General features: G+C 70.3%; 11 protein-coding genes and 1 pseudogene. 1 reads left to right on the forward strand and 11 read right to left on the reverse strand.

Annotated features, from left to right (window positions below; genetic code table 11):
- Positions 1-62: 62 nt before the first annotated feature.
- From Aco04nite_RS21900 to Aco04nite_RS21930, 7 genes are all read right to left on the reverse strand, one after another.
- On the reverse strand, positions 63-3,329 hold the full coding sequence (locus tag Aco04nite_RS21900) for a S8 family serine peptidase (protein WP_212999103.1): 3,267 nt from the start codon (positions 3,327-3,329) through the stop codon (positions 63-65).
- A gap of 100 nt (positions 3,330-3,429) precedes the next feature.
- Entirely contained in the window at positions 3,430-3,828 is a 399-nt protein-coding gene (locus tag Aco04nite_RS21905) for an SSI family serine proteinase inhibitor (RefSeq protein WP_212999104.1), read from the reverse strand.
- Between the two features lie 42 nt (positions 3,829-3,870).
- Positions 3,871-7,209, reverse strand: coding sequence for an error-prone DNA polymerase (locus Aco04nite_RS21910; protein ID WP_212999105.1), 3,339 nt, complete (start codon positions 7,207-7,209; stop codon positions 3,871-3,873).
- A 9-nt stretch (positions 7,210-7,218) separates the two neighbouring features.
- On the reverse strand, positions 7,219-8,838 hold the full coding sequence (locus tag Aco04nite_RS21915) for a DNA polymerase Y family protein (RefSeq protein ID WP_244876179.1): 1,620 nt from the start codon (positions 8,836-8,838) through the stop codon (positions 7,219-7,221).
- Entirely contained in the window at positions 8,835-9,767 is a 933-nt protein-coding gene (gene imuA' / locus Aco04nite_RS21920) for a DnaE2-dependent mutagenesis accessory factor ImuA' (RefSeq protein ID WP_438874929.1), read from the reverse strand. Before imuA' ends, Aco04nite_RS21915 begins: the two co-directional genes overlap by 4 nt.
- Positions 9,768-9,906: 139 nt before the next feature.
- Positions 9,907-10,365, reverse strand: coding sequence for an SAV_6107 family HEPN domain-containing protein (locus tag Aco04nite_RS21925; RefSeq protein ID WP_212999106.1), 459 nt, complete (start codon positions 10,363-10,365; stop codon positions 9,907-9,909).
- Positions 10,366-11,231: 866 nt separating this feature from the next.
- Positions 11,232-11,846, reverse strand: coding sequence for a TetR/AcrR family transcriptional regulator (locus Aco04nite_RS21930; protein ID WP_212999107.1), 615 nt, complete (start codon positions 11,844-11,846; stop codon positions 11,232-11,234).
- A gap of 169 nt (positions 11,847-12,015) precedes the next feature.
- Here Aco04nite_RS21930 and Aco04nite_RS21935 point away from each other — a divergent pair, with 169 nt between their 5' ends.
- Positions 12,016-12,702, forward strand: coding sequence for an SDR family NAD(P)-dependent oxidoreductase (locus Aco04nite_RS21935; RefSeq protein WP_212999108.1), 687 nt, complete (start codon positions 12,016-12,018; stop codon positions 12,700-12,702).
- 10 nt (positions 12,703-12,712) lie between these two features.
- Here Aco04nite_RS21935 and Aco04nite_RS21940 read toward each other — a convergent pair whose 3' ends face one another.
- From Aco04nite_RS21940 to Aco04nite_RS48995, 4 genes and pseudogenes are all read right to left on the reverse strand, one after another.
- A complete protein-coding gene (locus Aco04nite_RS21940) occupies positions 12,713-13,114 on the reverse strand; it encodes an arsenate reductase ArsC (RefSeq protein ID WP_212999109.1) in 402 nt (133 codons plus the stop codon).
- A complete protein-coding gene (gene arsB, locus Aco04nite_RS21945) occupies positions 13,107-14,216 on the reverse strand; it encodes an ACR3 family arsenite efflux transporter (protein WP_212999110.1) in 1,110 nt (369 codons plus the stop codon). Before arsB ends, Aco04nite_RS21940 begins: the two co-directional genes overlap by 8 nt.
- A gap of 3 nt (positions 14,217-14,219) precedes the next feature.
- Entirely contained in the window at positions 14,220-14,615 is a 396-nt protein-coding gene (locus Aco04nite_RS48990; protein WP_308161660.1) for an ArsR/SmtB family transcription factor, read from the reverse strand.
- A pseudogene (locus Aco04nite_RS48995) lies at positions 14,616-14,972 on the reverse strand (ArsR/SmtB family transcription factor); the annotation flags it as partial. It abuts the gene before it with no gap.
- Between the last annotated feature and the right edge of the window lie 86 nt (positions 14,973-15,058).

The following is a 15,058-nucleotide window of genomic DNA, read 5'->3' on the forward strand; positions in this document are numbered from 1 at the left end:
CACGCCGGGTATGACGAGCGGGGGTGTGGCGAGCCTGAGCCCGCCACACCCCTCACTCAGTGTTAGCTGACTGCGTACGCCCGGATGACGGTCTGGGTGACCGCACCCTTCACCGAAGCCCGCAGGGACACGAACCCGGCACCGGCCGGGCTGCGCACCACGGCGACCCGGTCGGCACCCGAGCCGCTGACCGGCACGCGCCGCCAGGTCTTCCCGTCGTCGAACGACGCCTCGACCGTGACCGCGCCGACCCGCGACTTGACCTGCTGGTCGACGTGGACCGGGATCGACAGCGCCCTACCCGCCCGGGCCGTGTTGTGCTCGTCCAGCGCCGGGTTGAACCGGACAGTGGAGAGCGGCAGCCGCACCGGCGCCTCCCCCTCGGTGTGCGCGGACCGGAACGTCCACGTCGCGGCGACACTCGTGGACAGCGTGTGCGGCGCACTGCGCGTCGCGGTCAGCTCGAGGCGGTAGTCACCGGCGGCTGCCGGCACCTCGAACTCGCCCCACTCGGCGTCGGTCGCGGAGACCAGCGTGCCGTTGCGGTAGAGCGCGAGCTTGGCCGAGTCCAGCGTCGAGAAGCCGGGGCGGCCGGGGCCCTCACCGTGCGTGGGCGGCTGGGCGTAGATGGTGTCGCCGACCCGGGTCACGTAGTCATACGGGTAGGAAGGCTTGGCCACGCTGGGTGCGAAGACGGCCTTGTTCCATTCCTGACGGTACGTGTGACCGGCCTTGAACGCCGTCGCCGGCTCGAAGGAGGCGCTGACGTCCACCGGCCAGTCGTCCTCGGTCGCCGGCGGCAGCTCCTGGTAGAAGTCGCCGGCCCACTGCACGCCCTTCTCGGTGTTCACGTATTCGGTGCGCTGGAACGGCAGGTCGAACGGGATGAGCACCGACCAGCCACCGCCGTTGCCGTACTGGGCCGAGTTGCCCTTGACGCCGTACGCCCCGGTTGCCTCGGTCGCGTACTTCGCCTTGAGGGTGGCCAGCTCGCGGGGCTTGACCGTCCTGGTCAGCCCGTCGAACATCACGCCGTCCTTGAACCAGGCGAAGTCATACGTGTACGGGCTGTTGCGCACCGACCCCGCGGCGTCGGGCTTCGCGAACCCGGCGTTGATCGAGCTGCTGAATCCCGCCTCCGGCGTGCGATCGCCGAGCTGCCCGGTGAACACCGGGTAGGTCTCGTCGCCGAGCGCCCCGGCACCGATCCCGTAGTCGTCGCCCCGCCAGTCGGCGCTCGCGGCGAGCAGCGTGGTGAGCGCCTCCGGCTTCGGCTTGGTGATCGCCACGGGCTTGGTGACCCGGGCGTCGATGCTGACCGTGGCGGGCCCGTCGATGGTCCGCCGCGGGTCCGCGAGCAGGGCGGTGTCCACCTCACCGATGAACGAGTAGATGCCGTAGTCGCCCTTGGGCAGCCGCTTCTTGCCGCTGGCGCCGTAGATGTCGTAGAAGGCGAGGGTATCGAGGTTGAAGAAGACCGCGTAGCCGTTCTCGGCGGGGGTGCCGTCGCGGTTGATCATCTCGTAGCCGACGTCGTAGCTCTCCGGCTCGCGGAACACGCCGACCGGGGCCTCGACCTTGAGCCCGCCGGGGCCGGTCGCCGTGAGGTAGCCGCTGTGGAAGCCGTCCGCCACGTCGGCGCTGGTGTCCGCGGTGACCGTGGTCGTCGCGGTGCCACCGGCCGGCACGGTGAGGGTGGTGTCGGCGACGCTGAACACCGCCGCGGGCGCGGAGAGCGCCAGCGTGAGCGTGACCGGGTCGGGCCCGTCGTTGCGGTAGGTCACCGTCTTCGTCTCGGGCTGGTCGTCGTCGTGCGGCCAGAGACCGCCCTGGAAGCTGACCGTGCCCTCCTGGACCGCGACCTGCTGGGTGATCGCGCGGGCCACGTCGACGCGGCCGGCGCCCTGGCCGTACACGTTGACGCCCGCGGTCGGCTTGGCCGCTCCCATGAGGACGGTCTTGCGCTGCTGCGGGCTCCAGCCCGGGTGCTGCTGGGTGAGGATCGCGGCGGCGCCGGCGACGTGCGGCGTCGCCATCGAGGTGCCGGAGAGGCTCGAATACTGCGGGAGCGGCGCGGGGCCACCGATCTGGTCGTGCGCCGCCCGGGCCGCGACGATCTCGACGCCGGGGGCGGTGATCTCGGGCTTGATGGCGTTGTCGCCGATCCGCGGGCCGCGGCTGGAGAAATCGGCGAGCTGGTCGTCGCGGTCCACCGCACCGACCGCGAGGGCCGCGTCGGCGGTGGCGGGCGAGCCGACCGTGGCGTCGCCGCCGGAGTTGCCGGCCGCGATCACGAACAGCGTGCCGAACTGGGCGGTGAGATCGTTGACCGCGGCTTCGAGGGGGTCGATGCCCTCGGTGTCGCCGCCGCCGAGGCTCATGTTGATGACCGGCGCCTTGCCCGCGGCCCAGGACATGCCTGCGAGGATGTCGGACTCCTCGCAGAACTGGTCGCCGCAGACCTTGCCGATGACCAGTTTCGCGCCGGGTGCGACACCGCGGTAGCGGCCGCCCGACGCGGCACCGGTGCCCGCGATGGTCGACGCGACGTGGGTTCCGTGGCCGACCGTGTCGTCGGTGTCGGGCGCGGTGGTGAAGTTCTGCGACTCGGCGATCTGCCCGGCGAGGTCGGGGTGGGTGGCGTCGATGCCCGTGTCGAGGATCGCGACCTTCACGCCGGTGCCGTCGAGCCCTGCCTGCCAGGCCGCCGGCGCACCGATCTGCGGGACGCTGACGTCGAGGCTGATCTTGCGCGTGCCGTCCAGCCAGATGTGCTCGACACCGGCGCTCAGGGCGCGCGCTGACTGCGTACCCGTGGTCAGGGATTTCCAGAGCCCCGCACGGCCCCGCAGGTCGGCACGGACCGCGAGCGCCCCGACCACCGGCAGGTCACGCGTCACCCGCGCGCCTTCGATGGAGGTCGCGGCTTTTGCCTGCTTGTTCTTGCTCTTGGGATACGCGACCAGCAGCGGGAGCTCGTCGGAATAGCCCCCGGCGATCAGTGACGTGACGTCGAAGAGCCGCTGGTCGACGCGACCCGCGCGCAGCAGGGGCAGCGCGTCGGCGGGGATCACGGACCGGCCCTGCTTGGTCTTCGTGCTGATGAAGCGCATCCCGGCACGCCCCGGTCCGGGCTGGACGGAGGTGGCGCCGCTCTTGGTGACCGTGACCCGGTCCCCGGTGATCAGGGTGACCGACGTGCCTTGCCCCGCCGCCGGAGAACCGGCCGGAGACGATGACGCTGGTGCCGCGGAACTTGGTGCGGCGCCCACCAGGGTGCCGGCGGTGACGATGCCCGCTACCAGCGCGGGCAGGGTTGATCGACGCATGCGTCCTCCCCCATGGACCGGGACCGCCCCGGTCACAGGGATAGACGCTTTACGATGAGACGAGGGTTTCGCGTCGTTCTGCAAGAAACCCGACAGAGACTTAGAAAAGCATCAAATCGCTGGTCGCGCGCTCCATCTCGCATCGATTGCCATAGGTTTTCGACCAGTCAACCTTCTTGCCGTGCCACTGACCCTTGACAGTCGCGGTGATCGGTGAGTACTCCATTGTGCACATCGCCCCGGTGGGCTTGATCTTGTCAGGATCGCCGTGCGCCTTGGCGAGCGCCTTGCAGGCCTTGCCCTTCTTCGGATGCGGCCCACCGGCGGGATCGCAGCGCAGGACCACCGCCGCGGCGTACCCCTCGTCGGCCAGATAGCTCACCTCGAGCTCGCTCTGCTTGGGCCGCGCAGGCTCCGCAAACGAAGCCGCAGGCTGCGCGGCCGCGGGCGAGGCGACGCCCAGCACCAGGACCGCCGACAGCACGAGTGTGCGGATCATGACCCGTTCCCCCATCTTCAAAAAGGGACATATACGGTCACGTTACCGGAAATCGCGGGAGGCCGGGGTCACCGGCGGGGTGAGCGCCTCCAGCCGATCCGCCACCAGGTTGAGCACGCCCTCGGACTTCTCCAGCAGCCCCCGCACGACCAGCGCCGAACTGGTCCGGGCCACCCGCCGGTAGCGCAGCCACAGCCCCGGCGAGCAGGTGACGTTGAGCATGCCGGTCTCGTCCTCCAGGTTGATGAACGTGACCCCGCCCGCCGTCGCCGGGCGCTGCCGGTGGGTGACGATGCCACCGACCCGGATCCGCGTGCCGGACTCGACCCGGCCCAGCCGGTTGATCGCCAGCGCACCCCGCCGGTCCAGCTCCCCGCGGATGAACTGCGCCGGGTGCGCGTCCGGGGAGAGCCCGGTCGCCCACACGTCCGCGACCAGCTTGTCCACGTCGCCCATGCCGGGCAGGACCGGTGCGGTGGTGCCGGTGACGGTGCCCGGCAACCGGTCCGGCCGGTCCTGCGCCGCCGCCCCCGCCGCCCAGAGCGCCTCGCGTCGGGAGAGACCGAAACCCGCGAAGGCGTCAGCGGTGGCGAGGGCCTCCAGGTGCGTGGCCGAGCAGCCCGTACGCCGCGCAAGATCCGCCATGTCCCGATACGCGCCGTGCTCGTGCCGCTCCCGCTCGATCGTCTTCGCCAGCTCCTCGCCGAGCGACCGCACGCTGCCCAGCCCCATCCGGACCGCCGGCCCGCCCAGCCCCCACGTGTGCGGTGGTTCGTGTTCGGCCGACCCCCACCGGGTCGACGGGGTGGACTCCAGGACTGCCGCCGCGTCGCTGAGGTTGATGTCCGGGCGGCGCACCTCCACCCCGTGCCGGCGCGCGTCGTCGACCAGCGACTGCGGCGAGTAGAAACCCATCGGCTGCGCGTTGAGCAGGGCCGCGCAGAACGGTGCCGGGTGGTAGCGCTTGAGCCACGCGCTCGCGTACACGAGATAGGCGAAACTCATCGCGTGACTCTCCGGGAATCCATAGTTGGCGAATGCCGAGAGCTTCAGAAACAGGTCGTCGGCGAGTTCTCCGACGATGCCCCGTTCCGCCATCCCCTCGTACAGCCGGCGCTTGATCCGGTCCATCTTCTCGGCGGACCTTTTTGATCCCATCGCGCGGCGCAACTGATCGGCCTCGGACGGGTCGAACCCCGCGACGTCGATGGCGAGCTGCATGAGTTGTTCCTGGAACAGCGGCACGCCCAGGGTTTTCTCCAATGCATTACGCATCAACGGATGCGGGTAGGTGACCGGCTCCAGCTTGTTCTTGCGCCGGATGAACGGGTGCACCGAGCCACCCTGAATCGGCCCCGGCCGGATCAGGGCGACCTCGACGACCAGGTCGTAGAACTCCGATGGTTTCAGCCGTGGCAGCGTCGCCATCTGCGCCCGGCTCTCGACCTGGAAGACACCGACCGAATCGGCCCGGCACAGCATCTCGTAGACCTCGGGATCGTCCAGCCGCATGGTGCCGATATCAAGATCAGATTCGATCATGTCGTACGCGTAGTGCAGCGCCGACAACATCCCGAGCCCCAGCAGGTCGAACTTCACCAACTCGATCGCCGCGCAGTCGTCCTTGTCCCACTGCAGCACCGTGCGGCCCGGCATCCGCCCCCACTCCACCGGGCACACCTCGATGATCGGCCGGTCGCAGATCACCATGCCGCCCGAGTGGATGCCGAGATGCCGCGGGAAACTCTGCACCTGATTGGCGAAGTCGACGACGTGCTCGGGGATGTCCTGCACGTCGAGCGTGGCGACGCTGCCCCACCGGTCGATCTGCTTGCTCCACGCGTCCTGCTGTCCCGGTGAGAACCCGAACGCCTTCGCCATGTCCCGCACCGCCGACCGGGGCCGGTACGAGATCACGTTCGCCACCTGCGCGGTGTGCTCCCGCCCGTACTTGCCGTAGACGTGCTGGATCACCTCCTCGCGCCGGTCCGACTCGATGTCCACGTCGATGTCCGGCGGCCCGTCCCGCTCCGGCGCCAGGAACCGCTCGAACAGCAGGTCGTACTCCACGGCGTCCACATTGGTGATACGCAGCGCGTAACAGACCGCCGAGTTCGCCGCCGAGCCCCGCCCCTGCGCGTAGATCCTGTTGTCCCGGCAGAACTTCACGATGTCGTACACCACGAGGAAGTAGCCCGGGAAGTCCAGCTCCTCGATCATCCGCAGCTCGTGCTCCAGCTGCGCGTACGCCTTCGGATGCGCCTGCGGTGGCCCGTAGCGGTCCTGCGCGCCCCGCATGGTCAGCTCGCGCAGCCAGCTCATCTCGGTGTGCCCCGGCCCGGTCTCGAACGCGGGCAGCCGCGGCGCGACCAGGTTCAGGTCGAACGCCAGGTCCTCGCCGTACATCGCGGCGTTCTCCACCGCACCCGGGTAGGCCGCGAACCGCCGTTTCATCTCGGCGGCGCTGCGCAGGTGCGCCGTCCCGGCGGCGGGCAGCCACCCGTCCATGTCGTCGAGGCTGCGCCGGGCTCGCACGGCGGCCAGCGCGGTCGCCAGCCGGCGCCGGCCCGGGGTCGCGTAGTGCACGTTGCCGGTCGCGACCACTTCGAGGCCCCGGCTGCCGGCCAGCTCGTAGAGCACGTCGTTGCGGTCGTCGTCGTACGGGTCGCCGTGCGCGGTCAGTTCCACCACGACGTTCCCGCGCCCGAACAGATCCACCAGCCGGTCCAGCTCCCGCGCCGCACCGGTCACGCCCTCGGCGGCGAGCGCCCGCGGGACACTGCCCTTGCGGCAGCCGGTCAGCACCAGGACGTGGTCCTTCAGGACTTCCGCGATCTGTTCCAGATCACCGTACGCGGGTTTGCCCTTCTCCTTCCCGTCCAGCTGACCTCGCGAGATCGTCCGGGCCAGGCGCGCGTACCCCTCGGGGCCGTGCGCGAGGGCGAGCAGATGACGGCCCTCGGGATCGGCCTCGCCGTTCTGCGGTTTCGCCAGATCCAGCGACAACTCCGCGCCGAAGATCGTGGGCAGCCCCAGCTCCCGGGCCGCCTGCGAGAACCGCACCACCCCGTAGAACCCGTCGTGATCGGTCACGGCGAGCGCGGTCAGCCCCAGCCGCGCCGCCTCCTCGGCCAGTTCCTCGGGATGGCTCGCGCCGTCGAGGAAGCTGAAGTTGGTGTGGCAGTGCAGCTCCGCGTACTTGTCCTTCGCGGGAGCACGGATGAGCGCAGGCGCCTCGTACGGCTCCCGCTTGCGACTCCACGCCGGCGAGTCCCCGCCGTCCCCGTCCACCGCGAGCGGATCAACAACCCGCAGATGCCGCTTACCGGACAGCGCCCCCTCGAGCTCCCCCCACGACACCCGCGGGTTGTGAAAACTCATCGCTCGTCCTCAGTCATATACCGCTTCGATCGCCCAATGCCCCGCCACGAGCGACAACAGAAAAGCCCGCCCATCCGCCACCGCCACCTGGAACCGCGCCCGCCGCCGCGCCTCCCCCGCCGCCCACCACCGCTCATCCACCGGCCACGGCCCCGCCCACCCCACAATCTCCGCCGGCCCGCCCCCGTCCAGCTGCAGAAACCCGGGCGTCCCGGTCAGCTCGAGCCGCGCACTCACCCCCACCAGCGCCCCACCGGCATCCAGCACCACGACCGGCTCCGGCCGCGGAAGGACCAGCGCGGGCGCGGGCACCGGCAGCCGCCCGGGCCACTGCGGCCCCTGCCCAGCTTCGACCGGCACTTCCTCTTCCCGCACTTCAAGATCAACTGCTGTTACGGGTACGACGTGAGCGCCCGGTCGCGCCGCCACGCGCTCGTCCCCCCACGGGACAAACCGGATCTGGTCGTCGGCGGACCGTCCCCCGCTCGCCACCGCGGTGAGCACCGCCTCGGGCCCGAGCAACCCCTGCACCCGGCTCAGCGCCCGATGCGCCCGCTCCCGTTCGGCCCCCGCGTCCCCCCACAGCCCCGGCTGCAGTCCGAGATGGACGATCACCCCGTCGGGCACCAGCCGCAGCCGGATCAGCCCCGCGGCCGGTTTCGCCGTTTTGTTGCGGGCCGCCCGGTTCAGCCACCCGTCCAGCTGCCACCGCACCCGTTCCGCGATCGCCGCCGCCGTGAGCAGCCCGTCATGGCGCCAGACCCGCTGCAACTCCAGGCCGTCGGCGGTGACAGCCTCGATGCCCAAACGAGTGCAAGCCATCCCGTACGCCGCCAGCCGGTCATGCAACTTCTCCGCCAGCACCCGCCCCGCGAACGCCGCCACGTCGACCCGCTCGAGGGGTTCATCCTCGTAGAACCCGGTCACCTGCAGATCCGGCGGCGGCTCCCGCACCGCCAACGGCCGATGATCGAGCCCCGCCGCGAGCCGATGCGCCAGCGCCCCGTCGAACCCGAACCGGCTCAACACGTCACCCCGAGGAAGCTGAGCAAACCCCCCGAGCGTCCTGATCCCCAGCCGCTTCAACAGATCGGCCAGCTCCGGCCGCTCCAGCGCCTCAACCGCAATCCCCGCCAGAAACTCCTTCGTACGCCCCGCCTCGACAACTTTGCTGTCCCGAGCAGCCAGCCCCGCCGCGAACACCCCCTCGGCGATACCGATCTGGCTTTCCACCCCGCAGGCCTGCGCGATCTGCTCGATGATCCGCTCAGCCGCGAGCTCCTCCCCGCCGAAGTAACGCGCAGGCCCCCGCGCCACCACGGCGCACGCCCCCGGCTGCACCACCTCCACCCCCGCGGCAACCTCCTCCACGGCGGCCACCACCGGCTCGAACGCCCGCGCATCCCGCGCCGGATCATGCTCGACAACGGTCAGCTGCGGGCACCGGCTCTGCGCCTCCCTGCGCCGCAACCCCTTCCGTATCCCCTCAGCCCGAGCCGCCTCCGAACAGGCAACAACCCGATTGGCCCGCAACACGACCACCGCCCCCGCAGCCGAAACCCCCTCCACGATCTCCGCCGCAGCAACCGGCCAATCCGGACACCAGACCAGCAACGTCCGCACACTCACGCCGTCCCCACCACACTCAGCGCCGCCCCCATGGCCTTCGCAGGCACACCCGCCTGCTTGATGGCCGTAGGCACAGCCGCCGGGTTCGTGGCCGCAGGCACAGCCGTTGGGTTCGTGGCCGCAGGCACAGCCGTTGGGTTCGTGGCTGCGGCAGCGGGCACGCCCACCGCCGCGGGCTTCGCGTGGTTCGGCGGCGGGATTCTCGCCACCCCCGACGCCATGGCCGGCATCCACATGGTCAGCTCCTTGGGCCGCCCGGCCGCCCCCCGCCCCCGGGCCACCACGGTGACCTTCCGCCGCCGCAACCGCCCGTGCCCCTCCCCGAGCCCCTCCCAGCGCCCCTGGGTGACCTGCAGGGTGACATCGGCACCGTCCCAGCTCCCGTACGGCACGAGAACACACCCCCGCTGCCGCGCCCGAGCCGCCAACCGCCCGGCCACCCCCGCGGAAACCCGCCCCGGAGCAGCCAGAACAACAACATCGACCCCGTCGATGAGCGCGGCGACCACCGTGGGCCACTCCGGCCCCGGGTTGGGCACGAACGCCAGCCGATCAAGCGCAATCCCGCTCTCCGCCGCAGCCAGCGCCCCCAGCGAGGGAACCCCCACCACGGCACACCACGACCCCGCCCTCGACGCAGCGGAAAGAAGCGCAAGCAGAAGCGAAGCACCCCCGCTCCCCGAAACCTCCCCCACCCAACGCCCCACCCCGCCCAATGCCTGCACGGGACTCGCCGGGACGGGCACCCGACCGGCCCACTCCCGCTCCCCGGCGCCTCCCACGGCGACAGTGCTCCCCCGCCGGAGTCCCCGCCACGGAAGCAGATTCCCCAGCGCCGGAGGAACGGGAAGAATTCGCTGCGTCCCCCCGTCGTCGACGGCCCCCGCAGGCCGGACAAGCTCGGCAAGCGCCGCAGCCCCACCGACCATCCGCCCGGCCATATCCCCGCCCTACTGAACAAACCCACCCAACATGACCTTCAGGCGGAAATCAGCACGCCAGAAAGCAGCCACCCGCACCGCTTCCCACACATCCCGCCGTCGCCGGCGGGCCGGGGTATCGCCGCGGCTAGGCGGCTTCGAGCCGGGGCTGGTACGCCACTCCAAGCGCCGACTGGACCTGAGCCACAAAGCTCTCCGCAGCCATCAGAAGGTCATCTGCCTCCCGCGCGGTCACCACCCGGGGTATCCCCGCCTCGGCCGCCGCGCGCTTGCCGGCTCCCAGCGCGAAATAGGACGCCCACTCCCCGAACTCGGGAGCCACCAGCACCAGCAACGACCACACACTGGTCACCTGATTACGCCGGGTGGGCGCCGCCGGCCGCGCCCGGGCGGCGAGCACAGCAGCCGCGGCCCGCAGAGCGGCAAGATGAGCCGCCGCATACCGAAGCCCGTCCGGCCGGGTCCGTCCCGCCTCCACCAGCCCCCCGTGAGCGATGGCCAGCAACTGGGCAGGAGTCCGGTTGGGAAGAAGATTCGCCGGAACGGTAGGAGCATCCAGCGCCCCGGCCGTAGGAGCATGCGCCATCCCGTAAACCGACGGCCGCCCACTCAGCTCCGCACGAGGAGCCTGGCGAGGCGCCGGCACGGAAGAAATCGGAACGGAGAAGACCGGAACAGCGTCCAGCTCAGCAGGCACGGAAGGGGCAGCAACAGGCCGCCCGACCGCAGAGAGATCAACGGCCATCTGCACAGGCCTGGCGTAATCAGCACGCACCTGAGCAAGCCCGCCGGGCGAGGCAAGGGCAGGGGGCGCGGCAAGGGCAGGTGCGATGGAATCAGCGGCCGGCCGGGCGGGCACGGATGGAACCGCGGCGCCGGACTCCCCGGCAGCGGGCTCCCAGGTGCCTGCCTCCCAGAGAGCGGGCGCAGCAGGTGACACCGGTGGCGGGTTGCTCCCCATGGCTTTCTCCTCGCGTGTGTCGCATCCGACGTGCTGGTCGAATCGATCCGCTGCGGAGGAAGGCACAGCGGGTGCCGGCCGGGTGTGAAGCTTCCCCACACCACACCCGGCCGGGCTTTCGCCGGCGGGTCCGTCGTCCGCTGCCCGGGGGTCGTGGGCGGCGGACGACGGTCCTGCCTGGTGGATGGGCCCGGGCCCGCGAATGCCCGGGACCTGGCGCGGCGCTTCGCGGGCGCCGTGCCGTGGGAGCGTCGCCGCGAAACTCGGCTCCCGGTCGGTCAGCCCGACCGCTCGATCTGCCCGGCGGCTGCCCCGAGGCGCCCGCCTGCGGCGGCCACCGGCTGGAACAGCCGTTCGAACGAATCGAACACTCGTTCTAACTCCTTCAGAGAGTAACACCCCCCTCCGACAAAAAAGCAACGTGCGATCCGTCGCATCGATCAGCCGGAGGTCAGAGGCCAAGAACAGGGCGAGAGCAGGGCGAAGTCGATCTAGCCCCGGGCCGGACCCATGACGGCCCGCAGGGCGATGTCGACCGAGGCCTGCAGATCTTCGCGACTCGCCCCCGCGGCGGCATGAACGGCATGCCCCTCGCTGAGCGTCATCACAAATCGCGCCAGAGCCCGCGCATCCACCCCGTCCGGAAGATCCCCCTCGGCCGCCGCCCGGGACATCCGTTCCCCGAGCGCAGCCTCGGTCTCGGCCCGCCCCGCCGCCAGAACCTCGGAGATGCGCCCGTTCTCCGGCGAACAGGCCAGCCCGCCCTGGATGGAAAGACACCCCGCGGGATGGTCGCCGGCGGTGAGACCGTCAGCACTGGAGCGCAGAAAAGCCTCAATCGCACCGTACGCCGTGGGCTGCGCAAGTGCCGTCCGCACGTTCGCCACCTTGTCCTCGTGGTAGCGAGCGAAGGCACGCCGGAACAACTGCTCCTTGCTGCCGAAAGTGGCATAGAGGCTCGGCCGGTTGATACCCATGGCCCCGGTGAGCGCACTCAGCGACGCGCCCTCGTACCCGTACTGCCAGAAGACCTCCGTGGCCCGGGCAAGAACCGTCTCCTCATCAAAGGCGCGTGGTCGTCCGATGGCAGGCGTCTCGGTGCTCATGACCCCAGCCTACCGCTCGGTACAAATGGTGACCCCGCTCACCAACCGATCGATACAAAACCTGTTACGGTGACGTCCAACCGAACGGTACAAAACAGCGAGCAAGCAGCGCGACCAAGCAGCGCGACCGGCAACGCCGAGCAGCGCGCCCAACAAACTGAGGAGACGCATGACCGTCACACTGATCACCGGCGCCAACAAGGGCATCGGTTTCGAGACCGCCAGACAGCTCCTCGAGCGGGGCCACACCGTCTACATCGGCGCCCGGGACGCCGAGCGCGGCGAGAAGGCAGCGGCGGAACTGGGCGCCCACTGCGTACCCCTCGATGTGACCGATGACGCGTCGGTGAGCAACGCACTGGCAGTTATCGAGTCCGCCGAGGGCCGGCTCGACGTCCTGGTGCACAACGCGGGCATCCTCGCGGACGGCCCCGTCGACGGACCGGCGGCCCTACGGGCGTTCGACACCAACGCGGTGGGCATCGTCCGGGTGACCGAGGCGGCCCTGCCCCTGCTCCGGAAGTCCTCGAACCCGACGGTGGTCACGGTGTCGAGCAGCATGGGATCTTTCTGGGCGGTCACCAACCCCGGACGCCCGGAGTCCGGCATGCCCCTGGCGCTCTATGCGGCGTCCAAGGCAGCAGCCACCATGCTCACCGTCCAGTACGCCAAATCCCAGCCCGGCATCAAGTTCAACGCCGTCGAGCCCGGCACCACCGCCACCGACATGACCGCCGCCTTCGGCATCGGCCGCCCGGTGACGGAGAGCGCCAAGGTCGTCGTACGCCTGGCCACCCTCGACGCGGACGGCCCGACCGGCACCCTGCAGGACGAGCTCGGCACCCTGAACTGGTGAGCCCCGCGAGTCAGGGGATCAGATCCGCCAGGAGCGCCTCGATACGGGCTCTGATCTCGTCGCGGATCGGGCGCACGGACTCGACGCCCCTGCCCGCCGGGTCGTCGAGCTTCCAGTCCTCATAACGCTTGCCGGGAAAATACGGGCACGCGTCGCCGCAGCCCATGGTGACGATGACGTCGGACGACTGCACGGTGTCGTACTCGAGGATCTTCGGGGTCTGATCCGTGATGTCGATGCCGACCTCCCGCATGACCTCGACGGCCGCGGGGTTGATCCGGTCCGCGGGCTCCGAGCCGGCGGACCGGACCTCGACCCGGTCCCCCGCGAGATGCCGCAGCCACCCGGCGGCCATCTGGGACCGGCCCGCGTTGTGCACGCAGACGAACAGAACGCTGGGCTTGTCAGACATGCGCTTCCTCCTGGTGGAGACGGGGAGCGTGGGTGGCGAAGAACCGGCGGCGCAGCGCGAGACTCACATAGACCAGGGCGACGAGGACCGGGACCTCGATGAGCGGACCGACGACCCCGGCGAGCGCCTGGCCGCTGGTCACCCCGAACGTGCCGATCGCGACCGCGATGGCGAGCTCGAAGTTGTTGCCCGCCGCGGTGAACGCGAGCGTGGTCGTACGTTCATAACCCAGCCCGATGGCCCTGCCGAGCGCATACGAGCCACCCCACATCAGCGCGAAGTACGCCAGCAGCGGCACCGCGATCAGCACCACGTCCCACGGCCGGCCGGTGATCGCGTCGCCCTGCAGCGCGAACAGGATGACGATCGTGAACAGCAGCCCGTACAACGCGATCGGCCCGATCTTCGGCAGGACGCGGCCCTCGTACCAACTGCGGCCCCTGATCCTCTCCCCGAAGCGGCGGGTGAGAAACCCGGCCAGCAGCGGGACGCCGAGGAAGAGGAGCACGTTGCGGGCGATGTCCCAGCCGGAGACCCGCAGCCCCGCATCCGGCAGCCCCAGCCATCCCGGCAGCACGGTCAGGTAGAACCACCCCAGAACACCGAAGGCGACAACCTGAAAGAGCGAGTTCAGGGCGACGAGTACGGCCGCAGCTTCGCGATCGCCGCAGGCCAGGTCGTTCCAGATGACGACCATGGCGATGCAGCGCGCCAGCCCGACGATGATCAGGCCGGTCCGGTATTCGGCGTGGCCGGCCAGGAAGGTCCAGGCCAGGGCGAACATGAGCGCCGGGCCGACGATCCAGTTGAGGGCCAGCGAGGAGATCAGCAGCCGTTTGTCGCCGGTGACCGCGCCGAGCCGGTCGTAGCGGACCTTGGCCAGCACCGGATACATCATGACGAGCAGGCCCAGCGCGATCGGCAGGGAGATGCCGCCGATCGTCACCGCCTCCAGGGCGGAGTTCAAGCCGGGGATGAGACGTCCCAGCAGGAGCCCGGCGACCATCGCCAGGCCGATCCACCCGGGCAGGAACCGGTCGAGGCGCGACAGCCGCCCGACGACCGCCGGTGAGGCATCGCCGACTGTGGAGGCACTGGTCACGGGTCAGCAGTCCCGGAAGGCGCCGGAGTGGGTCCGCGCGTCGGCTGCCAGGTCAGCGAGGTGCAGGGCGGCACCCTGCAGGGATTCCGGCACGAGCCGGTAGTAGGTGAAGCGTCCCCGCGGCTCGGGCACGACCACACCCGCTTCGCGCAGCTGCTTGAGGTGGCCGGAGACGTTGGGCTGCTTGGCTCCGGTGTCGGCGACCAGATGCGAGGTGGTCGCCGGGCCGGCGGCAAGGATCCGCACGATCTGCGCCCGGAGCGGATCACCCAGCAACCGCACCACATCAGGATTTGCTGATATCAGCGCGCCCTGATGGCTTGCATCGGTCTTCATCGGCATCGCCGGCGTGGGCCGCACCGCGCTGCCATCGTCGCCGCCGGACTCCGGCTCCCGCATCGGGCCCGCGCCCGCGCCCGCGCTCGTCAGCAGATTGCCGAGCAGATCGAGCGCCTCCCGCCGGACCCGGTAATACGCCCAGGTGCCGCGCCGATCCGCGTCGACCAGGCCGGCCTCGCGCAACACCCGCAGATGGTGCGAGATCGTCGCGCCCGTGACCTCGAACGCATCGGTCAGGTCGCAGACGCAGATCTCGGCGGTCGACGCGATCATGGACAGCAGCCGCAACCGGATCGGATCGCTGAGAGCCTTGAACATCGGCGCCAGCTGACCCGCCGACTGCGCGGGCAGCGCCTGCACCCGCAGAGGCGGGCAACAGGCCGCACCCGAAAGGCCGGCGACCGGAAGAGCAGACATGCGCTTAGCTTGACAGTCGTCTAATCATATTGCAAGGTGAGGCGAGTGGTTCGACCAGAATCTAGGTATGCATCAGGCAGTAGTGA

The organism is Winogradskya consettensis, from assembly GCF_018332715.1.
In the GTDB taxonomy this organism is placed as follows: Bacteria; Actinomycetota; Actinomycetes; order Mycobacteriales; family Micromonosporaceae; genus Actinoplanes; species Actinoplanes consettensis.